This window comes from Variovorax sp. P5_A3 (assembly GCF_056400665.1).
This window is the reverse complement of the sequence record NZ_JBFUKW010000007.1, coordinates 219,989-246,441: the sequence shown is the minus strand read 5'-3', so window position 1 is coordinate 246,441 and position 26,453 is coordinate 219,989. Positions and strand designations below refer to the sequence as shown.

Sequence of the window (26,453 nt, the reverse complement as noted above, 5' to 3'; positions counted from 1 at the left end):
GGCCGCATCACCGCCTTCAAYGCCACGGGCAACACGGCMGGGTTCGGCTACGACGCCAACGGCAACCGGGCCAGCAGCACGCGCACCCTCGACGGGGTGACGACCAGCCGCGGCTACGGCATCGAGGGGGCGAGCAACAAGCTCACCGGMTTCACGCAGACCRGCGGGAGTGCGACCACCAGCGTGGTGTATGGGTACAACGCCAACGGYGATCTGGTCAGCGATGGGCTGAGGAGCTACACCTACAACGCGGAAGGGCGCCTCAGCGCTGCTACGACGGGAGCCACGGATACCAGCCCGACGACGCGGTATGCGCACAACGCGCTGGGGCAGCGAGTGTTCAAGACCGAGCCGCTGTATCCGCCGAGCGAGGGGGATGAGGGCGATCCGGGGTTCCTGCAGAATCTGATCGACTTCTTCACGAAGTTCTGGGCGCCGAGCGTGACGGAGGCCGAGCAACTGGGCTTCGCCTTCACCTATGACGAGGACGGCAGCCTGATCGCGGAGACGGGAACGGGTGGGGCGAACAGCACGGGCAGTACGCAACACGTCTACCTGCCGACGGCCAACGGCGTCATGCCGATTGCGGTTGTCGTCAATGGCAGCAGCAAGTACGCGGTGCACAGCGACCACCTGAACACGCCGCGGCGGCTCACGAATGAGAGCGGGCAACCGGTGTGGCAGTGGGCCTACAGCGCCTTCGGGGATGAGCAACCCACCGTCGCAGCCAACCGGTTTGCGGTACCGGGTGCAGGCACGACCACGGCGACGCCGATCACCTTCAACCTTCGGTATCCGGGGCAGTACGCCGATGCGGAGTCGGGGCTGTTCTACAACTATTTCCGAAGCTACAACTCGACAACCGGGCGGTACACACAACCCGATCCGATTGGACTTGCGGGTGGATGGAATCGACTCGGCTATGTGAGTGGGAATCCGCTGAGCTTCACGGATCCAGAGGGCTTGCAGTCCGTAGCTGCATGCGCAAATCCCGCCAATGCTGCGGCTTGCGCGGCGGCGGGAATAGGTGTCCTCAGTACGGGCGCTGCTCTAAACTCCCAAAACGCAACACCGGTGCCAAGAGACATTTGGTGGCCGGACAGAACAGCGGGTCAGTGGTCTTGCAAGGCTCGCGCGGACTGCAACGACAACATTCCAGGTAACTGCCCCGCGGACCCTTCGAAGCGCTTTGCATTCGGCGGTGGTGAAGCGAACGACTTGGGCACAGCAAGGAATATTGCCAAAGGGAATGCGACGTCCAATCTTCAATGCCAGCCGAAGCACGTGTCGTGCAAATGCACAGGCCCCAAGGGCGAGCAGTACTCAGGAGGATGTTGAGATGAGCAGCGAAATTCAGGTTGGAGACCGCGTCCGGTTAACTGGGCTGCCCGAATGGCTTATCCACGATTTGCCAGCAAGCGAGCAAGAGGAGATGCGTGCTTGCGTCGGGCTAATTGCAGTCGTTCGAGAGATCGACAACTATGGCTATCTATGGATCGGATTCGGAGCCACCGCTGACTACAGTGGCGGCGCTCGCTACAGCGGCCACTCATTTGGCGTTCCGCGGGATTGCCTCGAACTGGCCCAGTGGCCCTGAGCCGAAGAGAGTCATACCTTGGCGCTCGGGCGCTGCCCTGAGGCACTGTCGCCGGTCGATCGAATTCTCGCTCGTTGGGCAGCGAATCAGGACCGACCCGCTGGGTGAGGTGCGGTCGGGCAGCGACCACGCCGCCAAGACCTACGCCCTTAGCCTTACCGCGCATGGCCGATAGCCAACATCCCGCCCCCCCTCCAAACTCCCCCCTCGATTGCCCGTTCACCCAGGAGTCGACGAGGAGGAATGGCAATGACCCAAGCTTGCAGGCATGCCGCAAGGCTTTTGCCGCTGCTGGCGTGCGTGGTTCTCGCGGCCTGCTCGAAGGGGCCGCAGCCCGGCGAGGTGCTCGACGAAGCCCGGCTTGCCGGTCGGGACGCGGCGTCTTTCCCGCATGCCACGGAGGACTACTTCCACGACATGGATGGCGGCATCGCGCTGTCGCCGGAAGAGATCAAGGGTCGCAACATGTGGATCGTCTGGAGCGGCGGCAACGACCGCTTCTGGAACCAGATGACCGACTACACCTTCGGCGCCTTCGACCTGCTGAAGATCATCAGCTCGCATCCCAGCCTCGGTTATTCGCGGGCCAATCGCTGGAAGACCTTCGGGCTGGTGAACGAGCCCTGCTTCCAGAACCCGTCCGGCCCTGACAAGGACCGACGCGGCCTCTGGCTCGACGTGCGCGGCAAGGGCTGCGCGCCGGACCCCTTCGAGAACGAGGCCAAGTACCCCGGCGTGGCGATCGGCTCGCGCGGCAAGCCGCTGGGCGATGGCACGACGCAGCCGGTGGGCTCGTTCTACGGCTGGAACACGGGCATTTCGGGCCTGCGCCTGTTCCCGAATCCGGCTTTCGACGAGAAGGCCGCCAAGGAATGGGACGCCGAGAAGTACTACACCGACCCGAGCTACTACAACCGCAAGGACCTGGTGCGGCCGTACCGCGTGGGCATGTCCTGCGGCTTCTGCCATGTGGGGCCGAGCCCGGTCAAGCCGCCGGCCGACCCGAACAATCCGAAGTTCGAGAACCTCAGTTCGTCGGTGGGCGCGCAATACATGTGGGTGGACCGGCTCTTCATTCACAACGCCAACAAGCCGGAAGGGCGCCGGAACTACATGTACCAGCTCGCCCACACCTACCGCCCGGGCACGATGGACACCTCGCTGGTCTCGACCGACGGCATCAACAACCCGCGCACGATGAACGCGGTCTACGATTTCATCGCGCGCATGGACATGGCCAAGCGCATCGGCCAGGAAAAGCTGGCCGGTGGCGAACTGGACAACAAGCAGTTCAACGACTTCGTCAGCAGCGGGCCGCTCACCGAGTTCTTCACCAAGGCCGATGGCATGGTGCGCACGCCGCGCGTGCTCAAGGACGGTGCGGACTCGGTCGGATTGCTGGGTGCGCTGAACCGCGTGTACCTCAACATCGGCCTTTTCAGCGAGGAATGGCTGCTGCACTTCAACGCGGTGGTCGGCGGCAAGACGATCTCGCCGATCAAGATCGCATCGGCGCAGAAGAACTCCAGCTACTGGCAGGCGACCGAGCTGGGCACGGTGAACACCGCATTGTTCTTCCTGAAGGCTGCGCAGCCCGACCACTTGAAGGATGCGCCCGGCGGCGACAAGTACCTCGCCGCCGACGCGGCCACGCTGGAGCGCGGCAAGAACGCCTTCGCGGACACCTGTGCCCGTTGCCATTCGAGCAAGGCGCCGCCGTTGCCGCCCACCCTTGACATCAGCCCCGCGCGCTGCGCCGGCCCAGGCTATGTCGAATGCTTCAAGCGCTACTGGACCTGGACGCAGACACCCGAATACAAGACGCAGATGCGCAAGGTCGTCCAGGCGCCGGACTTCCTGCAGGGCAACTATCTCTCCACCGATGCGCGCATCCCGGTGACGCTGCTGCGCACCAACGTGTGCAGCCCGCTCGCCACCAACGCGCTGCGCGGCAACATCTGGGACAACTTCTCCTCGCAGACCTACAAGAGCCTGCCGTCGGTCGGCACCGTCACGTTGAGCGATCCGTTCACCGGCGAGGCGAGGCCCTATCCCATGCCCGCCGGCGGGCGTGGCTACACCCGCGTGCCTTCGCTCATCAGCGTCTGGTCGACGGCGCCTTTCCTGCTGAACAACACGGTCGGCGAGGCGGACCCCGACGGCAGTCCCTCGGTCGAGGCGCGGATGAAAGTCTTCGACCAGTCCATCGAGCAGATGTTGTGGCCCGAGAAGCGCAAGGCCGACGCGGTGCTGGGCAACAAAGTCGGCGGCACGATCGACCGGACCACCGAGCGCAGCGTGGTGACGATCCCGACCGGCTACGCACCGGAAGCGATGCTGCCGCTGCAAGGCCCCCTACATCGCTGGTTTCCATGGCTGGTGAAAGAGGGCGGTGACGTCGTGATCGGCCCCATCCCCGAGGGCGTGCCGGTGAACCTGCTGGCGAACATCAAGCTGCGCGCGGAGTCCGACGGGCTCGGCGACAAGGCGGAGCACGTGAAGGACGCCGGCGAGCTGCTGCTGAAGCTCAAGGGCGCCCTGGCGACCGCACCGGCCAATGCCAGCGACGAAGAGCTGCGCAAGCACTTCGAGAATCTCCGCGAGCCTATGCTGGAGTTGAGCAAGTGCCCGGACTTCGTGGTCAACCGCGGCCACTATTTCGGCACCGCCCAGTTCAACCGGCAGGACGGCCTGAGCGCCGACGAAAGAGCCTTCGGCCGAGAGCCCGAGCTGAGCGACGATGACAAGCGGGCGCTGATCGCCTTCCTGAAGACCTTCTGACCGGCATACATCCGCACCCATGCCCGTCGCCGAAGCCACCGACTGGGACTACGTCATCGTCGGTTCTGGGGCGGGCGGCGGCACCCTGGCGGCGCGGCTGGCCGAATCGGGCATGCGCGTCTTCCTTCTCGAAGCGGGCGGCGACCCGCGCGCAAGCGCTGCCCGGCTGCCTGACGACTACGACGTGCCGGCCTTCCACGCCTTTGCCTGCGAGAACGCGGCGATGAGCTGGAACTTCCGCGTGCAGCACTACGCGGACGAGGGACAGCAGGCGAGGGACTGGAAGTACGAAGTCGGGGAGGGCGTGCTGTACCCGCGCGCCGCCGCGCTCGGCGGCTGCACTGCGCACAACGCCATGATCTTCATGCTGCCGCATGCCTCGGACTGGAATCGCATCGCGCGCCTCACCGGCGACCTGTCATGGCGCGCGACCCACATGCGCCGGTACGCACTGCGCGTGGAAGACTGCCAGCACCGGCCGGTCTGGCGTGTCTTGCGACATGTCGGACTCGATCCGACGGGCCATGGCTGGAATGGCTGGCTTCGGACGGAAAAGTCGATTCCGCTCACCGTGCTCGGCGACGACGGGCTGGTCCGCGTGCTGCGCGACACCGCGCGGACTTTCACGAGCAGCCTCCCGACGCCGTTGCTCAGCACCCTGCGCTGGGTGCGTCGCGGCATGGGAGACCCCAATGCCTGGCGCATGACGTCGGGCAGCTTCGAAGGCATCTGCTACACGCCGCTCGCGACCTCGGGCCATCGGCGCGTCGGGGCGCGGGAGCGGGTGCTCGACGTGGCGGCGCGGTTTCCGACGCGGCTGCACGTCGAGCTCGATGCTCTCGCGACGCGCGTGCTGTTCGACGCCGACGGCGGGGCCAACGGCGTCGAATACCTGAAGGGCGCCCACCTGTATCGCGCGCATGCGCGGCCGAGCCGTGTGCCGGGTGAGCGGCGCGAAGTGCGCGCGCGGCGGGAGGTCATCCTTTGCGGCGGTGCATTCAACACGCCGCAGTTGCTGATGTTGTCGGGCATCGGGCCGGCGGAAGAGTTGGACCGGCACGGCATCCCGGTGCGCGTCGACCTGCCGGGCGTCGGGAGCAACCTGCAGGACCGCTACGAAGTGGCGATCACCCATCGCATGCGCGACCGCTGGGAGGTGCTGGAAGGCGCGCGCTTCGACCGCGACGACACGCTCTGGCGACACTGGCAGATCGGCGAGCCCGGCATGTACGCGTCCAACGGCGCCGCACTCGGCGTGGTGCAGCGGTCGAGCGCCGCGGCCCGCAAGAAGGACGAGCCGGACCTCTTCTGCATGGCGCTGCTGGCGCGCTTCGAGGGCTATTTCACCGGATTCTCGAACTGGATTCGCGACTATCCAGACCGCCTGACCTGGGCCGTGCTCAAGGCCCACACACGAAACCGTGCCGGCACGGTGCGCTTGCGATCCGCGGATCCGCTCGACATGCCGCTGGTCAACTTCCACTACTTCGAGGAAGGCAGCGACGCATCCGGCGAAGACCTCAAGGCCGTGGTCGAGGCCATCCGCTTCGTGCGCCGCATGACCGCGCCGCTGATCGCGAGCGGATGGATTGCCGAAGAACTGGCCCCCGGCCCGGCGGCGCAAAGCGACGAGGCGCTCGCCGACTACGTGCGCAGCACCGCATGGGGACACCACGCGTCATGCTCGTGCCCGATCGGCGCCGTTCACGAAGGGGGCGTGCTCGACAGCACTTTTGCGGTGCATGGCGTGAAGCGCCTGCGCGTGGTGGACGCCTCCGTGTTCCCGCGCATACCGGGCTTCTTCGTCGCGGCGGCGATCTACATGATTGCCGAGAAGGCCGCGGATGTGGTGCTGCAGCAGGCGAACGGCACATCCCTTTCGGCAAATTGACGGGCCGAAATGATTGGCTGACACTTTGTGAACGATGGGGTTTCCCCAGAGGAGAAGCACATGGCGTATGACGTGCAACAACTGCTCGACATGTCGCAGCAGCAGCTCGACGACCTGTTCCGCGCCAGCCCGCCGGGCGACATTCCCTCCGGCGAGGCCGAAGGCACGGCCATCATCGCGCCGGGTACGCACTACTCGCAATCCATCGCGAAGATCATCAACCAGTTCGGGTGGCAGGGGAAGAACTTCGACGCGCAGAAGGGCGTGCTGGTGAACAGGATCACCGCGGCCGGCGTTCCCGCCATCATCGCCACCGTCGCCAAGGGCGAGAGCTGGCTGGACGGCAAGGAATGCATCGTGCTCGACTACTCGAAGACCTCGCTGGTGGCCCAGTGGATTCGCGACGAGATCCGGCTGATCTCGCCAAACTTCTACCTGGGCAAGGTCTATTGGGGCAAGGACCGGCTGATCGACTTTTGCCTCCAGTTCTGATGCGGTGACTCCCCAATCTCACTTCATGGTGGTCGCGCCGCTGGCCACAGGCCGCGAGGCCAGCCTGCGGGAGTTGCTGGACACCATGAACGTGACGCCCGGGGTGGCCGATCCCGCGAATGGGCTCGTTCCCTTCGGCGAGTTCGAACGCCTTCACTTTGCGCGCTTCGCCTTGCTGCCCGACACGACGATGGGCGACCTGGAGGTCTTCGACCTGCCGCGGCCCCACGTGCCGATGTACCTGTGCTTTCTCGGTGAATGCGATGGCCCGGCCGACGATCAACTGGCCGAGTTCGTCGAACGTGCCGGCGAAGGCCTGCGCCGCCTGTTCTCGCATTGCGAGACCTACGGCACCGGCGCGAATCTGCTTGGATGGCTCAAATCGCACAGCGTGCGGGTGGCCGCGGGCTACGTGAACCGGATCGGCCGCACCGTGACGCAGATCCGGCAGGACAGCGCGTTGCAGCGCATGTTGTCGTCCGAGGTGCCGCGCGACCTTGCCACCGCCGTCGACCCGCAGGCGCTGCGCCGCGAGTTGCTGGCCGCCGTGCAGGCCCGGATGATTGCCGGACGCCTCGTCCTTACGTCGACCGAACGGACGCCGACGGGCTGGCAGCTCTGCAACCTGGCGCATGCCATCGGCGTGCCGTTGATCGGGCTGATCCTGCTGCCGCTGCTGATCGTGCTGGCGCCCTTCGTCATCTTGCTGCTGCGCCACCACGAGAAGAACGACCCGGAGTTCTGCCCGCGCCCCGACCTGGACGCCGTGCGCGAGATGCAGCAACTCGAAGACCACGACCTGAGCAACAGCTTCACCGCGCTCGGCCCCGTCAAGCCCGGGCTCTTCCGGCGCTACCTGACGCAGTTCATCCTGCTGCTCATCGACTATGCCTGCCGCCACGTCTTCGGGCGCGGCCATCTCGCGCGGGTGCAGACGATCCACTTCGCGCGATGGGTCTTTCTCGACGGCAAGGCGCGCGTGCTGTTCGCGAGCAGCTACGACGGCAGCCACGAAAGCTACATGGACGACTTCATCAACAAGGCCGGCTGGGGGCTCAACCTGATCTTCAGCAACGGCTTCGGCTGGCCACGCACCGACTGGCTCGTGAAGGGCGGCGCGCGGCACGAGCTTCGCTTCAAGCACTACCAGCGCCGCCACCAGTTGCCCACGCAGGTCTGGTACAAGGCCTACCCCGGCCTGACGCTCACCGACCTGGATCGCAACCAGCGCATCCGCGAGGGGTTCGACATGTATTCCATGAGCGACGAGCAGGCGCTCGCATGGCTGAGGCTGCTATGAACGTGCACCCGGTCGACTACGACGACATCCAGGGCCTGGTGCGCTTTGGCTACCGGCGCCTGACGCAGGCCTGCTTCCTGCTGCTGCGCGTGACGGATCGCGAGGCCGCACTCGCCTGGCTTGCGCAGGCGCCCGTGACCAATGCGGTCAAGCGCGAGGCGGCGCCGGAGACTGCGCTGCACATTGCCTTCACGAGCGCCGGACTGCGCATGCTCGGCGCGGAGGAGGACATCGTCGAAGCCTTCTCCCCGGAATTCATCGTCGGCATGAGCGATGCCAGTCGCGCGCGCCGGCTCGGCGACCTGGGGCCGAGCGATCCCTCGGACTGGCAATGGGGTGGATCGCCGGAGACGATGCCGCACGTGATGGTGATGCTCTACGCGATGCCGGGCGGCCTGGATGACTGGATCGGGAACGCCATGGCGCATGCCGAGGAGGGCTTCGAGCAGTTGGCCTGCCTCACGACCTCCGACCTCGATGGCGTCGAGCCCTTCGGCTTCGCGGACGGCATTTCCGAACCCGCGATCGACTGGCAGCGCGAGCGGCCGGCGCGCGATGAGGAACTGTCCGACTACACGAATCGCTCCTGCCTCGGGGAATACCTGCTCGGCTATCCGAACGAGTATGGCGAGTACACCGACAGGCCCTTGCTCAACCCTTTGCGCGACCCGGATGCCATCCTTGCCCGCGCGGAAGACGAACCCGATCGTGCCGACTTCGGCCGCAATGGCAGCTATCTGGTCCTGCGCCAGTTGCGGCAGGACGTCGAGGGTTTCTGGCGCTACATCGACGGGCAGGTGCAGGGCGACCCCGTGCGGCGCAAGCAACTGGCCGAAGCCATGGTCGGGCGAACCATGGAGGGCGAGCCGCTCATGGGCCGAGCCAGCGAAGCCATCGACGGCGAAGACGACCCGCGCAACACCTTCACCTACCGCAGCGATCCGCAAGGCTTGCGCTGCCCGGTGGGCGCGCACATCCGGCGCAGCAATCCCCGCAATGCCGATCTCCCGCCGGGGCCACCCGGTTTCATCTCCTGGGCGAAGCGCACGCTGGGCTTCGACTCCGATGCGCTCGCGAATGACCTGGTCTCGTCGACGCGCTTCCACCGGCTGCTGCGGCGCGGGCGGGAATTCGGCGTGCCGCCGCAGGAAGAGACGGGTCTTCACTTCATCTGCCTCGGCGCGAACATCGCGCGCCAGTTCGAGTTCGTGCAGTCGGCGTGGCTCTCGGGCCTGCGCTTCGCTGGCTTACCGGGCGAGAGCGATCCGCTCATCGGCAACCATCTGCCGCGCGCCGATGGCACCGCCACCGACAGCTTCTCGATGCCTGTCGCCTACGGACCCGACAGGCGGGTGTGCGGCCTGCCGCAGTTCGTGACCGTGTTGGGCGGCGCCTACTTCTTCCTGCCCGGCCTTCGCGCGCTGCGGTATCTGACCAGGGTGCAGCCATGAATTCCAACGCCAGCCGACCGACGCCGAGGGCCAACACCGGCTCCGTGGTGCGCAACTTCATCAGCGACACGGGCATGGCGTTCATCCGGCTGGAGCGGCGCTTCGATCCCTTCGTCAGGCCTGCATTCGACGCCTTCCTGCGCGATCCGCTCGCGCGGTTCACCACCGCCATGATCAACAGCCGCCGGCCGAACGAGGGCCTGCGCATCGCGGAGGAAAGGCTTATGACTGACGAGGAGAGCTTCACCGACTCGATCGTCAAGAGCTTCACCCGCCAGATGAGCGACCTGTGGAAGCCCGGCGGCTTCGAACGTGGCGGCAACACGAAGACGCAGGGCATCGTGCGCGGTGAATTCATCGTGCACGAGGACATTCCCGAACACATGAAGCGCGGCATCTACGCCAGGCACCAGGTCTTTCCGGCGTGGGTGCGTTTCTCGGGGCCTGGCCCCTACATCACGCCCGACATCGACGACGTGGGCTTCATGAGCATCAGCATCAAGCTGATGGGCGTGCCCGGCCCGAAGCTGATGGACGAGGAGAAGCACACGCTCGACATGTTCGCCGTCTCCACGCCGACCTTCGTCACGCCGGACGCGAAATGCAATGCGGCCCTGCAGATCGAGAGCGTGAAGAACGCGCAAATCTTCTACTTCGTCAACCTGCGCGAATCGCATGTGATGGACCTCATCATGCAGTCGCTGTTCATCAAGACGCAGAGCAGCCCCTTCGAGGCGCCGTACTTCAGTTGTGTGCCCTACCTGATGGGGGAGGGACAGGCCATGCAGTATTCGGTGTGGCCGACGACGATGAAGCGCACGCCCATCCCGCGCCTGCCGCTGCGTCCGCCCGACGACTACCTGCGCAATGCGATGGTCGCGTCCCTGGCCGAGGGCGACGTCGAACTCGACATCCGCTTGCAGATGCAGACCGACCCGCACCTCATGCCGATCGAGAACGCGGGTGTGCTGTGGCCGGAGAAGCTGTCGCCGCGCGTCAGCGTTGCCACGCTGCGGCTTCCGCGCCAGAAATTCGATTCACCGGCGCAGATGGAATTTGCCAAGCGGCTGTCGTACAACCCTTGGCACACCATTCCCGACCATCGCCCGCTGGGCAACCAGAGCCGGGCGCGCAGGCGGATGTACTGGGAGCTGTCGAAACTGCGGCACAACATGAATGCGGTGCCGCACTACGAGCCTACCGGGGATGAACTCTTCGAGTAGCCGGCGCCGCGTATGGCGGTCACGTCGTGCGACGGTGAAGCAACCACGCGCCGATGCCGAGCGCGGGGTCGAGAATCGCAAAGGCGCCGAAGGTGTGAGGGAATATGCCCGACACCACCAAGGGCACGAGCACCAGGGGAACGAGCACCACCCGATCGAGCACGGAAGCGGGGCCGAAATTCCGCCCGCCCGAACGTCCGCCGAACACGTAGAGCCAGCCAATGACGGCGACCGTCATTCCCAGCACGCGAAAGAGCGCGCTCTCGTTTCCCACGAAGGGTGGGTCCATCAGGAGCACTTGCACCGCGCCGGGCCACACGACGAGCAGGCCGCCCAACAAGAGGTAGATATAGCCGTTGATCACCGTGTACTTCGACAGGATGGGCAAGTTGGCAGGCTGCGCGAGAAGATCACTCATGAACGGCATGGCGTGCTCCTGGTTGGTTCCTTGCGCCCCTCGAAATAGTCGGCGAGTCGCATCCGTTCCTGCTCGAACGCCGACATCCCCCCGAGCACCGCCTGCCAGTCGCCGGCGCGGCTTGCGCGGTCGATGTGTTCGCATGCGGCGGCGAACCCGACAGCACCGACCATCTTGCTGGCGCCCGCCATGCGGTGGGAGCACAAGGTGACTTGGGCGACGTCGTCCGTGGCCACCGCCTGCCTGAGCCCGAGCGAGTCGTCCTCGCAGGTTCGCCGGAAGGCCGCGAGTACCTCGGTCACCATCCCCGCGTCGCCAAGGCATTTCGCGGTGAGGAACGCCTGGTCGATCGGGCCCGTGGAGGCGCCCGGGCCAGCACTTGGGGCGGCGGGAGCGGAGGAGGGGGAGGGCGCCCGCGGAAGCGGCAGCCATCGATCGAGCTTGTCCGTCAGTTGCGCCAGTTCCAGCGGCTTGACCAGGAAGTCGTCCATGCCGGCAGCGAAGCAGGTCTCCGCCTCGCCCTGCAGCGCATTGGCGGTGCAGGCAATGATCGGCACGCGCTCGCGCCCCGCGGCGGATTCCAGCCGGCGGATGCTGCGTGCCAGTTCGTAGCCGTCCATGTGAGGCATGTGGCAGTCGGTGATGACGAGCGCGAAGCGACCCGACTTCCACATCTCCAGGGCCTGCACACCGTCATCGGCGGTCTGGGCTGCATAGCCCAGCGTTCGCACCTGGCGCACGATCAGCATGCGGTTGACGGGATGGTCATCCACCAGCAGCACCAGCGTTCCCTCCGCCTCGGCCTCGGCAACGCTCGGCGCCACACGGCGCATGGCCGTGGATGTCAGGTGCGCCCGCTCGGCGTCGGCGCCGCTGCCTGGTGCAGGCTCGGCAATGGGCAGCGACAGCTCCAGGGTGACCGTCGTGCCCATCCCCGGCGCGCTCTCCATGCTGACAGTGCCACCCATCATCTGTGCGAGCTGCCGGGAGATCACCAGTCCCAATCCGGTGCCTCCGGGTCGCCGTCGCCCTTCGTCGCCTTCGGCCTGGCTGAAGGGCTGGAATAGTCGCTGCTGGTCCTCCGGCGAGATGCCGATGCCCGTGTCCTTTACCTGAAAGCTCAGCTTTTCCTGTCCGTCCGTCCGGCCGAGCCATTGCACATTGATGTCTATCCAGCCCTCGGAGGTGAACTTGATCGCATTGCTGACGAAATTGTTGAGGATCTGGCGCAGGCGCACCGGATCGACCCGCAAGGCGGGACTGACGCGCGGATCGACCATCCGCCGCACGATCAGGCCCTTGCTGCTGGCATTGCCCAGGTAGATGCTCTGCACCTCCTCGACCAGGCGCTTGATCGAGACGACCTCGGGGCGGACCGCCAGCTTGCCGGCCTCGATCTTCGAGAAGTCGAGGATGTCGTCGATGATCCGCAGCAGCGACCGGCTCGATTCACGCACGAGCCCGAGCGTCTCGCGCTGCTCGGCATCCAGCTCAGTCAGGCTCAGGAGTTCCAGCATGCCGAGCATGCCGTTCATGGGCGTCCGGATCTCGTGGCTCATGGTCGCCAGGAAAGTGCTCTTGGCGCGGTTGGCGGCTTCCACCTCGGAACTGCGCTGCGCGAGGGCCGAATTCAGGCGCTCGATCTCGCGCTCCTTCCGCTTACGCTCCGTCACGTCCTCCGCGATGGTCAGCAGGTAGCGCGGCTTGCCGGCGTCGTCGAGGATCGGGATCTTCTTCGCGTGGAGGACGCGCACAGTGCCATCGTGTGCATGCAGCGTCTCCTCGGGGATGTCCACTTCCCGGCCCAGTGCCAGCGCTTCCTTGTCCTTGGCTGTGAAGAAGTCCGCCTCTTCCTTGGAACTGACGAAGTCATGAATCGTCCTGCCGAGCAACTCCTGCTGGGTGCGCCCCGTCAATTCCTCCAGGGCACGGTTGACGCGGACGAGCTTCAGGTCGACGGCGTTCTTGACCATGACCTGGTAGGGGATCTGGTGGATCACCGAATTCAGGAACGCATTCGCTGTTTCCAGTTCGGCGGTGCGCAGGTGCACGCGCGCCTCCAGGTCGGCGTTCAAGGCGCGCAGGTTCTCTTCCGCCTGGCGTAGCGCCACCTTGTGCTGTTGTTCGGCGAGCGCGCGCCGCACCGAATAGCCCAACCGCCGCAGCCGCTGCTTGACGACGTAATCCGTGGCGCCTGCCTTCAGGCAATTCACGGCCTCTTCCTCGGTCAACAGTTCGTTGGATATCACGAACAGCAATAGCTCCGGCTGCTGCTGTCGCACCTGCCGCAAGAGCTCCGGGCCGCCGACCGCATGGTCGGACAGCACCAGGTCGAAGGCTTGCCGTTGCAGGGCGGACGCGAAGTCCTCCTTCGTTTGCACCCACACGATGTCGCAGGCGAGGCCCTCGTCCTGCAGCCCCTCCCGGATGCGCTGCGCATCGGCCGGGTCGTCCTCGAGATGCAGCACTCGGATGGCACCCGTCATTTCGGTCCGTCCTCCTCGCCGCGCAGCGACTCGACGACCTCCTTGAACTCCTCGCGATTGCGTTCGCTCAGCGCGGAGAGGGCCTCGTGCGCGTGCAGGATCCGCCTGTGCAGCGCAGCCTGGTTGCCCTGCGTGCCGAGCGGATAGAGCTCGGGCGCGGCGGAACTGTCGTCTCGGATGGAGGCGAGCACCTGCGCCATGCTCAGTTCCTCGAAGAGGGCGCGCACGACCGGTGTCACGCCCGCCAGTGACACGCCGCCGCGCGCGACCAACTCGTGCACGGTGCCGAGGCAGGTGCTGTCCATGTACTCGCAGCCGGAGAAGTCCAGCACCAGGGGGCGTCCTCCGTCCAGCACGGCCAGGGCCGTTTCATGGAAGGCATCGCAATGCATCCAGCTGGCACGGCCACGCAGCGCGAGGTAGGCCGCGTGGTCCGCTTCGCCAAAGAACACCGCCTCACCCTCGGGCCGCAGCGCGGCGGATGCGACAACCGCCGGGAGTTCGGCGCCGTTGTCGAACCAGGAGGCACCGGCGTGCGCATCGATGAGCAGGATGGTCACGTCGTCCCGGTCCACGCCCACCGGCGCATCGGCGTGAAGTCGAGACATCACTTCCTGCGCACTGGAGAGCGGCATCGCGAGCACCTCCTGCAGCAGTTCCTGTTCGCGCTCCGAGCCGGAGGGCAGGAGCCCGTCGGTGTAGAGGAGGATCCGGTCGCCCGCCAGGAGTTGTAGACGCTCCTGCTGGAAGTGCGCATCCGGCGTCAGGCCCAGCGCGGGCCCGGTGCGGCGGATCAGGCGTGTCTCGCGGCCATCGCGTGCGTGCAGCACTGGGGGATGCCCCGCAGAAGCGAGCGTGAGGCTGGCGTCCGACGTATCCAGCAGGCCGAAGACGGCCGTCAGGAACAGGCCCGGCGCGGCATGCGCCTCGCAGATCGATCGGTTCACCGCGGCCATGACTTCCGCCGGCGGCAGCGCAAGCCCCGTCGCCGGATCCACCAGGACCAGCCGCTGCTTGAACAGCACCGAGAGCATCGCCGACGTCACGCCGTGGCCGGTGGCGTCGGCCAGGTAGAAGGCAAGGTGTTGATCGCCCACCCGGACCACGTCGTAGAGGTCGCCGCCCACATGCTGCCCGGGCCGGTAGAGCGCCTGGATGCAATAGCCTTCCATCGGCGGCGGGCTCCGCGGGAGGAGGGCGCGCTGGATGACTTCCGCGCGTTCGAGATCGCGGCGCAGTACCTCGGTAGTCTGCTCGAGTTCGGTGACCTTGCGCTGCAGTTCCCGGTGCAGGTGCTCGCGTTCGGCCAGCAGTTGGCGCCGCTCGAGCGCGTTGCGCACCGCGACCCCCATCTCTTCCAGGTGCGGCGACTTCGGCAGGAAGTCGAATGCGCCCAAGCGGATCGCGGCCACCGCCGTGTCGAAGGTCTCCAGCCCCGAAAGCACGATCCACATCGCATCCGGCACGGCTTGGCGTCCCCAGCGCAGCAGTTCGAGGCCATCCATCCGGGGCATCATGATGTCCGTCAGGACCAGGGCGACTTCCGGGTGCCCGCGCAGAACCTGCTGCGCCTCGATGCCGTCGGCGGCCTCCAGGACCGGCGTGCAGCCGAGCCTTTCCAGTGACAGTTTCACCATCAGGCGGGCCACCGGCTCGTCGTCCACCACCAGCGCAACGGGAGGGACAGGATCGAGGTTCATCACATCCTCTGGCAGCCAGGCTGCCGTGCAACGGGGAATTCTGCGAGCCGGCGGGCGCGATGGCAAGCCAGCCCACCCTGGCGCCGCAGTTGTCGATTGCCCAGCAGCCGCGCAGGTGCTCCAATGACGAACATTGCGGTGGCAAAGGAGACTTCCATGGCCTACGAAGCGCGGTATGTCCTGCGACCCATCCCCGGAGCCGATCTCGGCGCCATCATTGAAGCCGTGAAGGTGGGCGCGGCGCTCTGGAAGAAGCATGGCGCGCCCGACCCGCAACTATGGAGCGTGGCCGCAGGCGAGCTGGGCAACCTCGTCATGACCGTGCAGTTCGAGAACGCAATGGAATACGCGAAGGTCACGGACCCGTTGTCGGCCGATCCCGAATTCCGCCGCTGGCAAGCGAACAATGTGCAGTCCGGCGCATTCACGTGGGTGCGCAGCAACCTCATGCGCGAAGTCGCTCTGTCCTAGATCTCGTCCATGAGGTCGCCGGCATCACCGAAAGGAGGTCGCAGATGGCCCAGCATGCAATCACTGCTGCTCACTACGTAGGCACCGGGATCGATCAGGTCGCCATTCATCCCGTTGTGGAGAGGGAGTTCGGCTCGACAGGGCTGGCCCTTGGCGCCGCACAGCGGATCAGCGTCCGGGATTGCGTCAATCTCATAGCGGCCGGCGAGGAGATCTGCCTCGTGCGACGAACCGAAAACCACGAGTGGGAAGTCAGTTGCGACGTCGAACTCGCGCCCGGCGGGAATGGCATCACCGGCGTCGACATCGTCGGTCGGCCCAACGACGCACTGCAGCATCTTCCCACCTGGGGATAGCGAGCGCGTCGCCGCCCCGAACTGCCGCCGTGTCGGGGCCGACTCAGCTTGCGAAGCAGACGCCGCGCTCACCGGCGCGCCACGGCGGATATTTGTCCATCGCTCGCACGAAGACCGGCGCGTTCAAGCGCTCCGCGAGCCATTCGCGCAATCGCGCCCAAGGCTGCGCGTCGAACCAGGCGGCGTCGACTTGGGCGAACTGGCGCACGAATGGCGCGATCGCGATATCCGCGAGGGCAACCTGGTCGCCATGCAGACAGTGCGAGGCCTGGAGACGAGCATCCAGTCCGCTGAGAAAGCGCGCGCCTTGCTCGCGATGCGTCCCGGCGTCCGTGCCGGGTCGGCGGTCAGGGTACTTGTAGCCGTCCAGATGCGGCTTGAAGTCGCCGTCGCACTCGGCGATGAGCGAAAGCATGTCGTCCAGCGTCCCGTGCCGGGGTTGCAACCAGCGCTCCGGGTCGTTGCGCCGCAAGGCCCACAGCATGATGTCCAGGCTCTGCGCGATCACGCTGCCGTCCACGTCGACCAGGACCGGCACAGTTCCCTTGGGCGAGGCTGCAAGCACTTCGGCCGGCTTGTTGCGCAGTACGACCTCGCGAAGCTCGCAGCGCTGACCGCTCGCGACGATCGCCATGCGGGCCCGCATCGCATACGGGCAGCGCCGGAACGAATACAGGACCGGCGTCAGATCAGCCGGCGAATCGTCTTCTTGCGCCATACGAAGCGGTAGTAGCACGCCTGCAGCGTCAGCATCGCCGTGAAGGCGACGGGGTAGGCGATCCAGATGCCGTTGAGGCCGAAGCGATGGCTCATCCACCACGCGACCGGCACTTCGATCAGCGCGATGCAGAAGATCGAGATGCCCGTGGGCACCAGCACCGAGCCGCTGGCGCGCATGATCCCCGAGAGCGCGGAGCCCATGCCGAAGATCACCGTGCTCCACAGCATGATGTGCAGCAGCGTCTGCGCGACGTCGATGACCGGCTCGCTGGTGATGAAGAAGCCCATCAGCGGTCGCGAGAACAGGTAGCCCAGCAAGACCAGCGAGCCGGTGAGCACCACGTTCATCATCAGCGCGGTGCGCGTGATGGCACCCAGGCGATTCACCCGCCCCGCGCCGATCGCCTGCGCGCCGAGGATCGAAGCCGTGATGGCGATGGAGATCGCAGGGAACTGCACGTACGCGACGACCTGGTTGACCGCGCCGTACGCGGCCGTCGCGCTCGATCCGTAGGCGTTGACGAAGGACAGCAGCGCGATTTCCGCCAGCGACACGACGATCATCTGCACGCCCGTCGGCACGCCGACTTTCAGTACCGATTTGAGCAACTCCGGCCGAATGCGCAAGTGCCGCAGGAAGTCGGCATCGGGCGCAAGCACGCTCTTCTTGCGCCGCAGGTGGAAGCCCAGCCAAACCGTCGCGATGACGAACGAGATGACCGTGGCGCAGGCACCGCTCGCCACGCCGAGCTGCGGCAGGCCGAACCAGCCGCGGATCAGCGCGGGCGTGATGAACAGGCCCAGCAAGGTCGAGATCATCAGCGTGTAGAGCGGCGTGACCGTGTCGCCGACGCCGCGCAGCATCGCGGTCGACAGCAGGAAGACAAAGAGACCCGGCATCGCGATCAGGATGATTCGCGCATAACTCGTGGCGTCGGCCAGGATGTCCGGCGGCGTGCCCAGCACCCGCAGCATCGGCTCGGTGAAGGCGCCGCCGAACAGCGCCACGCACAGGCCGAACAGGATGCCGACCGTGAGCGTCGTGCCCGCCACGGCGCGCGCCTTGTCGGGCTCGTGCGCACCCCAGGCCTGCCCGATCAGCACCGACGCGCCGGCGCCCAGGCCGATGGTGAAGGCAATGAAGAAGAACATCACCGGGAAGAAGCCCGACACCGCCGCCAGTGCACCGACGCCGATCATCTGGCCGAGGTAGACGTTGTTGAGCGTGCCCGACAGGGACTGCAGGATGTTGCTGAGCAGCATCGGCGCAAGAAAGATCGCGAAGGTCTTCCACAGCGGACGCGACGCCATCGCGGCGGCACGCGGGTTGGCATGCGAGGCGATCGGCGGCGGCACCGGGTCGGCCACGGATGCGGGCGGCGCGGTGATCTCCCCGGCGTGCTGGATGTCTTCGGCGTCGATCGTGGCGGGCGCAGTCACCGGCGCCTTCATGCGGCGCTCCATGCCGCCGCGGCGAGCTTGTCCAGATGGGCGCGCAGGTCCTCCGGCCAGGGTGCGATCAGTTCGTCGAAGCGTGCCTGCTCGCCGGCGAAGAGGGCGCGGGTCGCTTCCTCGAAGCCCGGCAGGTCGCCCGCTATGGCGGTCATGAAACGGTAGGTGGCTTCGCGCGCGGCGCGCTGCGCATCGCGGTCGGCGTGCACGTGCCGCGCCTCGTCGACCAGCCGGCGCAAGGCCACCGATGCACCGCCGGGCTGGCGGGCGAGCCATTCCCAATGGCGCGGAAGCAAGGTGACTTCGCGCGCGACCACGCCGAGCTTGGGGCGGCCGACGCTGCGTGTCGCCTGCTCGTCGGACACGGCGGCTTCCGTTGCTGGCGCGTCGCCGCGCAGGTCGAGGTCGAGCCGCTCGCCGGTGCTGTCGTCGAAGACGAAGGGCTGTGCGTCGTCGTCATGGGCGCGGTGCTTGCGCAATTCGGCGATCACCTGCGAGCGGGGGCCGGAAGCAATGCGTCGGAAGCCCGCGAAGGCGGTGAGGGTGGATTCGGATGTGGAGGAGGGCATGGGGCGCGAATAATACCCGGACAAAAATTGATTTTCAATCTACCCGGATGAAAATTTTCGTCAGGACGGCCGGCGCATGCTGCGCCACCAGCGTCGGGCGTTGTTCTTCAGGGAGCGAACGGCCCTGAAGGGAGCGCTCTGTCGGACGGTCGCGAGGAGGCCATCCTTCCATGCCTTCCAGCGCGGATACCAGCGAGCGAACGCGGGGATGCGCATCAGGGCCGGCTCCAGGAGTTGAAACAGCCAGGCCAGGATGGCCGTGCCAGCCACCTTGGCGGCCAGCAACAGGATGACCGCGCTTTTCGCGTGTCCTTCGCCCAGAAGGAACAGGCCGAAAAGCTTGACCGGCAGCAACAGAAGCATCGGCGCGAAAAAGACCAGCACGGCGCCCCAGGATGGCAGGGCGCGCAGCTTGTTTTCAAGGTGTGCCCAAATGGGCAGCCGCGAGAGCTTGTGCAGCGCGCGGGCGAGCGGCTCCCAGCCCCACTCCTCGAACAGCAGCACCGGCACGAGCACGGCTGCGGCGATCGCGCCAAGGAGTTTCTTCAGGATACGCATCGGTGACGATTGTGGCCCTGGCCCTATGGCAAACTTCCGCGCTTTATCCGCAAGGCGCCCGAATCGGTGCGCCGCCGTGCCCAGGGACGCCCTCCAGACATGCAGAAAATCATTCGCCAGCTCGCCGCCGAAATCAAGGTCGGCGAGCACCAGGTGAAGGCCGCCGTCGATCTGCTCGACGGTGGTGCCACCGTGCCTTTCATCGCGCGCTACCGCAAGGAGGCGACCGACGGCCTCGATGACATCCAGCTGCGCGAACTCGAAGCGCGCCTCGCCTACCTGCGCGAACTCGAAGACCGCCGCGCCGCGGTGCTCAAGAGCATCGAGGAGCAGGGCAAGCTCACGCCCGAACTGCGCGCCGCCATCGATGCCGCGCCGACCAAGCAGGAGCTGGAAGACCTCTACCTGCCCTTCAAGCCCAAGCGCCGCACCAAGGGACAGATGGCGCGCGAGGCCGGCATCGAGCCGCTGGCCGACCGGCTCTTCGCCGACCCGACGTTGAATCCGGCCGACGAAGCCGCGGCTTTCGTGAAGCCCGCTGCCGATGGCCTGGATTTCTCGACGGTGCAACTCGTGCTCGATGGCGTGCGCGACATCCTCTCCGAGCGCTGGGCCGAGGACGCGGCGCTGGTGCAGCGTCTGCGTGAATGGCTGTGGGCCGAAGGGCTCTTCAAGTCCGGCCTGATGGCCGGCAAGGACGAGAACAATGCCGATGTCGCCAAGTTCCGCGACTACTTCGACTATGACGAGCCCATCGGCCGAGTGCCGTCTCACCGTGCGCTGGCCGTGTTCCGCGGACGCGCGCAGGAAATCCTCGACGCCAAGCTGGTGCTGCCGGTCGAGCCGGAGCCGGGCAAGCCGTCCATCGCCGAAGGCAAGATCGCGCTGCACCTGGGCTGGAGCCATGCGGGGCGTCCGGCGGACGATCTGATCCGAAAGTGCGTGGCGTGGACGTGGCGCGTCAAGCTGTCGCTTTCCACCGAACGGGATCTCTTCACACGCCTGCGCGAAGACGCCGAGAAGGTCGCGATCAAGGTCTTCGCCGACAACCTGCGTGACCTGCTGCTCGCCGCACCCGCCGGCCAGCGCGTCGTGATGGGCCTGGACCCGGGCATCCGCACCGGCGTGAAGGTCGCCGTGGTCGATGCCACGGGCAAGCTCGTCGAAACCGCAACGGTCTTCCCGCACGAGCCGCGCAAGGACTGGGAAGGCTCGCTGCACACGCTGGGCAAGCTCTGCGCCAAGCACGGCGTGAACCTGATCGCGATCGGCAACGGCACCGCGAGCCGCGAGACCGACAAGCTGGCGGCCGACCTGATCAAGCTGCTGGCGAAGATGGCGGCACAGGCCGGCGCGCCTGCCATGGCCGTCGACAAGGTCGTGGTGAGCGAGGCGGGCGCCTCGGTCTACTCCGCCAGCGAATTCGCGTCGCAGGAAATGCCGGATGTCGACGTGAGCCTGCGCGGCGCCGCGAGCATCGCGCGCCGCCTGCAGGATCCGCTGGCCGAACTCGTGAAGATCGACCCCAAGTCGATTGGCGTGGGCCAGTACCAGCACGACGTGAACCAGAGCGAACTCACGCGCACCCTGCACGCGGTCGTCGAGGACTGCGTGAACTCGGTCGGTGTGGACCTCAACACCGCGAGCGTGCCGCTGCTGTCGCGCGTGTCCGGACTGTCGGCGAGCGTGGCGAAGTCCGTCGTGCGCTGGCGCGAAGCCAATGGCGCCTTTGGAAGCCGCCAGCAACTGCTGGACGTGAGCGGCTTCGGCGCCAAGACCTTCGAGCAGAGCGCGGGCTTCCTGCGCATTCGCGGCGGCGCCAATCCGCTCGACATGACCGGCGTGCATCCGGAAACCTATCCGGTGGTCGAGAAGATGATCGAGAAGACGGGCAAGCCTGTCGCCGAACTGATGGGCCGTGCCGAGATGCTGAAGACGCTCAAGCCCGAACTCTTCGCGAACGAGAAATTCGGCGTCATCACCGTCAAGGACATCCTCGGCGAACTCGAGAAGCCGGGCCGCGACCCGCGCCCCGACTTCAGGGTCGCCCGCTTCAACGACGGCGTCGAGGACATCAAGGACCTGGTCGAAGGCATGGTGCTGGAGGGCACGGTGAGCAACGTGGCCCAGTTCGGTGCCTTCGTCGACCTCGGTGTTCACCAGGACGGGCTGGTGCACGTGAGCCAGCTTTCGCACAAGTTCGTCAACGACGCGCGCGAGGTCGTGAAGACCGGCGACATCGTCAAGGTGAAGGTGATGGAGGTCGACGTGGCACGCAAGCGCATCGGCCTGTCGATGAAGCTCGACGCCGCGCCTTCGCGCCGCGACGGGCCGCGCGAGAACCGCTTCGAAGGCGCAAGTCGCGGGCAGCAGGGTCCTCGTCGCGACAATTCGCCGCAGCCGGCCGGGCAGATGGCTTCGGCCTTCGCCAAGCTCCAGGGCTTGCGCAAGTAAGCGGGCCGTGGCCGGCGGCGCACGATTCTTGCCAGTGCAAGCGCCATGAAAGCGCTTCGCATCTATGCCGGCCCGGTCGCCCGTGAACACATCGCGGCGCATGGCCTGCGCCCGCAGGACGTCCGAACCATCCCCGGCGCGGCCGGTGGGCCCAAGGGCCTGATCCTCGGGCCGATCGACCGCTTTCTCTTCGGCGACTGGCTGCCGCGGTCGACCCAGCCCATCGACCTGGTGGGGGCGTCGATCGGTGCGTGGCGGCTCGCCAATGCCTGCCTCGGCGATGCCCGGACCGCTTTCGAGCAGTTCGAGCATGGCTACATCCACCAGCACTTCGAGGTGCCCGCGGGCCAGAAGCGGCTGAGCGCGAAACAGGTGAGCGAGCAGTTCGGCGAAGGGCTGCGCAGCTTCTATGGCGGCCGCACGGCGGAGGTGCTGGGGCATTCACGCTACCGGCTGCACGTGATCACAGCGCGCGGTCGCCACATCCTCGGGCGGGAAGGGCGGGCGCGCACGCCGATGGGCTACCTGGGCGCCTTCATCACCAACAGCGTGCATCGCAAGAGCCTTGGCGCATGGCTGGAGCGCGTGGTGTTCTCGACGCCGGGCGCGATGCTGCCTTTCGGCACGCGGGATTTTCGGACCCGGCAGGTCGATCTGCGCGAAGGCAATTTCGAGCTTGCATTGCAGGCGTCGTGCTCGATTCCCTTCATGCTGGAAGCCGTACACGATATCCCCGGCGCACCTCCCGGCGCCTATTGGGATGGCGGCATCACGGACTACCACCTGCATCTGGACTACGGCAACCCGGACGGCATCGTGCTCTACCCGCATTTCCAGAAGGCCGTGGTGCCGGGCTGGCTCGACAAAGGGCTCAAGTGGCGCCACAAGTCCACCGGCTTCCTTGATCGCATGGTGGTGCTGGCTCCGAATCCCGAGTGGGTCAAGGGCTTGCCCAACGGCAAGCTGCCCGACCGCAACGACTTCGTGCGCTACGGCAACGACGTCCAGTCGCGCATCAAGGCCTGGAGCGTGGCGGCGCAGGAGTCGCGCAGACTGGCAGACGAATTCGCCGAATGGCTGCATGGCGGCGGCGAGCGCGACGTCCTGCCCCTGTAGGGCTAGAGTCCGAGGCAATACTGGAGACACCTCATGAACGCGACCCGAATCATCGGATTGATCCTGATCGTGGCAGGCATTGCCGCCCTGGGCACCGGCGGCTTCAGCTTCACCAAGGAAACCCACCAGGTCAAGCTGGGCCCGGTGGAACTGTCGGTGAAGGAGAAGCAGAACGTGAACTTCCCGATCTGGGCCGGCGTGGCCGCGATCGTGGTGGGCGGCGCGTTGCTGGTGTTCGGTGGCAAGAAGGGCTGAGCGGCAGCGCTCACCCGCCAGACTGGGCGCGCCTACATCGAGGCGTCGAGCATCTGCCGGTAGTCGTCGCGCGTGGCGAGCCGCGGGTTGGTCTTGTGGCAATGGTCGGCCATCGCGCCGTCGATCACCTTCTCGAAGATGTCCGGCGTCACGCCCACTTCGGCCAGGCCCTTGGGCAGGTCCAGCCGCGCACACATGTCGCGGATCGCATCGCCCAGGTCGCCGGCGGAATCGAGGTGCATGGCCTGCGCCATGCGCTGCAGGCGCTGGTCTTTCCGCACCGATTCGGCACCGGCATTGAAGTGGATCACGGCGGGCAGGAAGAGGGCGTTGAGCGTGCCGTGGTGCAGGCGCGGATCGATGCCGCCCAGGCTGTGGCTCAGCGAGTGCACGCAGCCCAGCCCCTTCTGGAAGGCCATCGCGCCCTGCATCGAGGCGCTCATCAGGTTGAGACGCGCCTCGCGGTCGCTGCCGTCCTTGGTGGCGCGCTCGATGTAGCCCCAGGCGCGTTCGAGCCCGTCGAGTCCGATGCCGTCGGCCGGCGGGTTGAAGGCGGCCGACATGAAGGTCTCCATGCAGTGGGCGATGGCGTCCATGCCGGTGGCGGCGGTGAGCCGGGGCGGCAGGCCCAGCGTGAGTTCGGGATCGCAGATGGCGGCCTTGGGCATGAGGAACCAGCTGTGGAAGCCGAGCTTTCGGTGGTCGTCGACGATGACGATCGCGCCGCGCGCCACCTCGCTGCCGGTGCCGCTGGTGGTGGGCACGGCGATCAGCGGCGCGACGCGATCGGTGATCTTCGGCGAGCCGCCCTCGATGGTGGCGTAGGTCTTGAGGGGCCCCTCGTGCGTGGCGGCGATCGCGACGCCCTTGGCGCAGTCGATGGCGGAGCCGCCGCCGACGGCAATCAGGCCGTCGCAGCGGCCTTCGCGGTACATCGCTGCGGCGGCGCGCACGGCGGCCTCGGTCGGATTGGAGGGCGTCTGGTCGAATACGGCGACCGGCAGATCGCCGAGCGCATCGAGTGCCTTCTGCAGGATGCCTGCGGCACGCACGCCGGCATCGGTCACGACCAGCGGTCGCGAGATCCCGATGCGCTCGCATTCGCTGCGCAGAAGCTGGATGGCGCCGAAGTCGAACTGGATCTGGGTGAGGTATTGAATGAGAGCCATGGTGATGCGACGGTAGTGCGGACGGTACGATGCGAGCCTTCGAATCTAACAAGCACAGAGCATCTTGGACACTCAAAAAACCCTCGCGCTTGACGCGATCGGGACAACGGGCGGGCGCTGACCGGATGATCGCGCTCACCCCGAAGATGGCCAGCGTGGTCGAACGAATGGCCCGCGCCGGACGGCCGCCACTGCATTCGCTGACACCCGCCGAGGCCAAGGCCGCGTACGAGAAGGGCGCCGGCGTGCTCGAAGTGCCCAAGCCGCAACTCGCGCGCGTCGAGGACTTCCGCTTGCCCGCACGCGACGGCTACGCGATGCCCGTGCGTCTGTATGCGCCGTCTGACGAAGTCTTGCCGGTGCTGCTGTTCTTCCATGGCGGCGGCTTCACCGTCGGCAGCATTGCCACCCATGACATCCTTTGCCGCGTGCTGAGCGAGAAAAGCGGCTGCGCGGTCGTGTCCGTGGATTACCGCCTTGCGCCGGAGCACAAGTTTCCGACGGCATCGAACGATGCGTGGGATGCGCTCGCGCACTTGGCGAAGAACGCGGCGGAGTGGGGGCTCGACGGCTCGCGCATCGCGGTCGGCGGAGACAGCGCGGGCGGGACGCTGGCGGCGGTCTGCGCCATCCTCGCTCGAGACGCGGGCATACCGCTCGCCCTGCAATTGTTGATCTATCCCGGTACCGCCGCGCACCAGGACACGCCCTCACACCAAAAATACGCCGAAGGGCCTCTGCTGGGCGAGGCGCTCATCAGCTGGTTCTTTGGCCTGTACGTGAACTCGGCGGCCGATCGAGACGACTGGCGTTTTGCGCCGCTCAATGCCGAGGACGTCGAGGGCGTCGCGCCCGCATGGATCGGCCTCGCCGAATACGATCCCGTGGTGGACGAGGGCATTGCCTATGCCGACAAGCTGCGCGCCGCCGGCGTGCCGGTCGACCTCGAGATTTATCGCGGCGTGATCCACGAATTCGTCAAGATGGGTCGCGCCATACCCGAAGCATTGCAGGCCCATGCCGACGCGGCCCGTGCACTGAAAGAAGCCTTGCAACCATGACCGAGACACTCCGCAAATCCGACTTTCGCTTCTTCCACCGCCTGCGCGTGCGCTGGGCAGAAGTGGACATGCAGAAGATCGTCTTCAACGCGCACTACCTGATGTACTTCGATACCGCGATCGCCGACTACTGGCGAGCGATGGCCCTGCCGTACGAGGAGGCGATGCTGGCATTGGGCGGCGATCTGTACGTGCGCAAGGCCACGATCGAGTTCAACGCCTCGGCGCGGGTGGACGACGTACTGGATGTCGGCATGAAGTGCGTGCGCGTGGGCAACTCGTCGATCCTCTTTCATGGCGGCCTGTTCCGTGGCGATGAACTGCTCGTGACCTGCGAACTGGTGTACGTGTATGCCGACCCCGCCACGCAGACCTCCAAGCCGGCCCCGCCGCTGTTGCGCGAGATCCTCGCGGGCTACGAGGCCGGCGAATCGATGCGCGATGTCGTCACGGGCAGTTGGGACCAACTCGGCGATGGCGCCGGCAGGGTGCGGCGCGAGGTCTTCATCGAGGAGCAGCGCATTCCCAAGGAACTGGAATGGGACGAGCACGATGCGACCGCGGTGCATGCCGTCGCGCGCAACCGGCTGGGCCAGGCCATCGCGACAGGGCGGCTGGTTTCCGAATCGCCCGGCGTCGGGCGGATCGGACGCATGGCGGTGCACCGCGTCTTGCGCAGCGGCGGCCACGGCGCGGCAGTGCTGCGTGCGCTCGAAGCGGTGGCTGCGGCGCGCGGCGATCGCGAAGTCACCCTGCATGCGCAGCGCAGCGCCGAGGCCTTCTATTCGCGCCTCGGCTACCTGCCGCACGGCGAGCCGTTCGAGGAAGCCGGCATCGCCCACATCGAGATGCGCCGGAAGCTCTGACGGGTTGGATTCCCGCCCCGCCGGGAATACCCGATGGCATGCGGCACAGGCGCCGCTCAAGATGGCC

Annotated in this window: 23 protein-coding genes; 14 read left to right on the top strand and 9 right to left on the bottom strand. The window is 66.5% G+C overall.

Annotated features, from left to right (window positions below; all coding sequences use genetic code 11):
- From AC1D3B_RS13565 to AC1D3B_RS13530, 8 genes are all read left to right on the top strand, one after another.
- Window positions 1–1,338 (top strand): RHS repeat-associated core domain-containing protein (locus AC1D3B_RS13565; protein WP_478191180.1); only part of this gene is annotated, 1,338 nt, incomplete at its 5' end.
- A gap of 1 nt (window position 1,339) precedes the next feature.
- Window positions 1,340–1,597 (top strand): hypothetical protein, encoded by a 258-nt coding sequence (locus tag AC1D3B_RS13560; protein ID WP_478191179.1) that lies wholly within the window; start codon window positions 1,340–1,342, stop codon window positions 1,595–1,597.
- Window positions 1,598–1,846: 249 nt separating this feature from the next.
- The gene (locus AC1D3B_RS13555; RefSeq protein WP_478191178.1) at window positions 1,847–4,378 is read left to right on the top strand and encodes a hypothetical protein; all 2,532 of its coding nucleotides are present in this window, start codon (window positions 1,847–1,849) and stop codon (window positions 4,376–4,378) included.
- A 19-nt stretch (window positions 4,379–4,397) separates the two neighbouring features.
- A complete protein-coding gene (locus AC1D3B_RS13550; protein ID WP_478191177.1) occupies window positions 4,398–6,269 on the top strand; it encodes a GMC family oxidoreductase in 1,872 nt (623 codons plus the stop codon).
- 60 nt (window positions 6,270–6,329) lie between these two features.
- On the top strand, window positions 6,330–6,761 hold the full coding sequence (locus tag AC1D3B_RS13545) for a hypothetical protein (protein WP_478191176.1): 432 nt from the start codon (window positions 6,330–6,332) through the stop codon (window positions 6,759–6,761).
- Window positions 6,762–6,765: 4 nt separating this feature from the next.
- A complete protein-coding gene (locus tag AC1D3B_RS13540) occupies window positions 6,766–8,061 on the top strand; it encodes a hypothetical protein (protein WP_478191175.1) in 1,296 nt (431 codons plus the stop codon).
- Entirely contained in the window at window positions 8,043–9,512 is a 1,470-nt protein-coding gene (locus AC1D3B_RS13535) for a Dyp-type peroxidase (RefSeq protein ID WP_478191174.1), read from the top strand. The genes AC1D3B_RS13540 and AC1D3B_RS13535 overlap by 19 nt, the downstream gene beginning before the upstream one ends.
- Window positions 9,509–10,735 (top strand): catalase family protein, encoded by a 1,227-nt coding sequence (locus tag AC1D3B_RS13530; protein ID WP_478191173.1) that lies wholly within the window; start codon window positions 9,509–9,511, stop codon window positions 10,733–10,735. The genes AC1D3B_RS13535 and AC1D3B_RS13530 overlap by 4 nt, the downstream gene beginning before the upstream one ends.
- A gap of 19 nt (window positions 10,736–10,754) precedes the next feature.
- On the opposite strand, the gene AC1D3B_RS13525 is transcribed toward AC1D3B_RS13530, so the two are convergent.
- From AC1D3B_RS13525 to AC1D3B_RS13515, 3 genes are read right to left on the bottom strand one after another with little or no spacing between them, the layout of a single operon-like run.
- Window positions 10,755–11,153, bottom strand: coding sequence for a hypothetical protein (locus AC1D3B_RS13525; protein ID WP_478191172.1), 399 nt, complete (start codon window positions 11,151–11,153; stop codon window positions 10,755–10,757).
- Window positions 11,150–13,639, bottom strand: coding sequence for a hybrid sensor histidine kinase/response regulator (locus AC1D3B_RS13520; RefSeq protein ID WP_478191171.1), 2,490 nt, complete (start codon window positions 13,637–13,639; stop codon window positions 11,150–11,152). Before AC1D3B_RS13520 ends, AC1D3B_RS13525 begins: the two co-directional genes overlap by 4 nt.
- Window positions 13,636–15,339, bottom strand: coding sequence for a SpoIIE family protein phosphatase (locus AC1D3B_RS13515; protein WP_478191170.1), 1,704 nt, complete (start codon window positions 15,337–15,339; stop codon window positions 13,636–13,638). The genes AC1D3B_RS13520 and AC1D3B_RS13515 overlap by 4 nt, the downstream gene beginning before the upstream one ends.
- Window positions 15,340–15,495: 156 nt before the next feature.
- Here AC1D3B_RS13515 and AC1D3B_RS13510 point away from each other — a divergent pair, with 156 nt between their 5' ends.
- Window positions 15,496–15,810, top strand: a complete 315-nt coding sequence (locus AC1D3B_RS13510; protein ID WP_478191169.1) for a hypothetical protein — start codon at window positions 15,496–15,498, stop codon at window positions 15,808–15,810.
- On the opposite strand, the gene AC1D3B_RS13505 is transcribed toward AC1D3B_RS13510, so the two are convergent.
- The 5 genes from AC1D3B_RS13505 to AC1D3B_RS13485 form a co-directional block, all read right to left on the bottom strand.
- The gene (locus tag AC1D3B_RS13505; protein ID WP_478191168.1) at window positions 15,807–16,148 is read right to left on the bottom strand and encodes a hypothetical protein; all 342 of its coding nucleotides are present in this window, start codon (window positions 16,146–16,148) and stop codon (window positions 15,807–15,809) included. The two genes, AC1D3B_RS13510 and AC1D3B_RS13505, sit on opposite strands and share 4 nt — an antisense overlap.
- Before the next feature lie 61 nt (window positions 16,149–16,209).
- Window positions 16,210–16,884: a glutathione S-transferase gene (locus AC1D3B_RS13500; RefSeq protein WP_478191167.1), complete on the bottom strand. Its 675-nt coding sequence runs from the start codon at window positions 16,882–16,884 to the stop codon at window positions 16,210–16,212.
- A complete protein-coding gene (locus tag AC1D3B_RS13495) occupies window positions 16,851–18,197 on the bottom strand; it encodes an MATE family efflux transporter (protein ID WP_478191190.1) in 1,347 nt (448 codons plus the stop codon). Before AC1D3B_RS13495 ends, AC1D3B_RS13500 begins: the two co-directional genes overlap by 34 nt.
- 137 nt (window positions 18,198–18,334) lie before the next feature.
- The gene (locus AC1D3B_RS13490) at window positions 18,335–18,907 is read right to left on the bottom strand and encodes a DUF2239 family protein (RefSeq protein ID WP_478191166.1); all 573 of its coding nucleotides are present in this window, start codon (window positions 18,905–18,907) and stop codon (window positions 18,335–18,337) included.
- A gap of 60 nt (window positions 18,908–18,967) precedes the next feature.
- Window positions 18,968–19,615: a hypothetical protein gene (locus tag AC1D3B_RS13485; RefSeq protein WP_478191165.1), complete on the bottom strand. Its 648-nt coding sequence runs from the start codon at window positions 19,613–19,615 to the stop codon at window positions 18,968–18,970.
- Here AC1D3B_RS13485 and AC1D3B_RS13480 point away from each other — a divergent pair.
- Genes AC1D3B_RS13480 through AC1D3B_RS13470 form a run of 3 tightly spaced genes read left to right on the top strand, consistent with a single transcriptional unit; the run spans window position 19,565 to window position 23,290 of the window.
- Window positions 19,565–21,919, top strand: coding sequence for a Tex family protein (locus AC1D3B_RS13480; protein ID WP_478191164.1), 2,355 nt, complete (start codon window positions 19,565–19,567; stop codon window positions 21,917–21,919). The genes AC1D3B_RS13485 and AC1D3B_RS13480 overlap by 51 nt on opposite strands.
- A gap of 45 nt (window positions 21,920–21,964) precedes the next feature.
- Window positions 21,965–23,035, top strand: coding sequence for a patatin-like phospholipase domain-containing protein (locus tag AC1D3B_RS13475; RefSeq protein ID WP_478191163.1), 1,071 nt, complete (start codon window positions 21,965–21,967; stop codon window positions 23,033–23,035).
- Between the two features lie 33 nt (window positions 23,036–23,068).
- Window positions 23,069–23,290 (top strand): hypothetical protein, encoded by a 222-nt coding sequence (locus AC1D3B_RS13470; RefSeq protein ID WP_478191162.1) that lies wholly within the window; start codon window positions 23,069–23,071, stop codon window positions 23,288–23,290.
- A 32-nt stretch (window positions 23,291–23,322) separates the two neighbouring features.
- Here AC1D3B_RS13470 and AC1D3B_RS13465 read toward each other — a convergent pair whose 3' ends face one another.
- Window positions 23,323–24,459: an iron-containing alcohol dehydrogenase gene (locus AC1D3B_RS13465; protein ID WP_478191161.1), complete on the bottom strand. Its 1,137-nt coding sequence runs from the start codon at window positions 24,457–24,459 to the stop codon at window positions 23,323–23,325.
- 125 nt (window positions 24,460–24,584) lie between these two features.
- Between AC1D3B_RS13465 and AC1D3B_RS13460 the strand changes: the two genes are divergently transcribed.
- Window positions 24,585–25,520 (top strand): alpha/beta hydrolase, encoded by a 936-nt coding sequence (locus AC1D3B_RS13460; RefSeq protein WP_478191160.1) that lies wholly within the window; start codon window positions 24,585–24,587, stop codon window positions 25,518–25,520.
- Entirely contained in the window at window positions 25,517–26,386 is an 870-nt protein-coding gene (locus tag AC1D3B_RS13455; protein ID WP_478191159.1) for a YbgC/FadM family acyl-CoA thioesterase, read from the top strand. Before AC1D3B_RS13460 ends, AC1D3B_RS13455 begins: the two co-directional genes overlap by 4 nt.
- The last annotated feature ends 67 nt before the right edge of the window (window positions 26,387–26,453 follow it).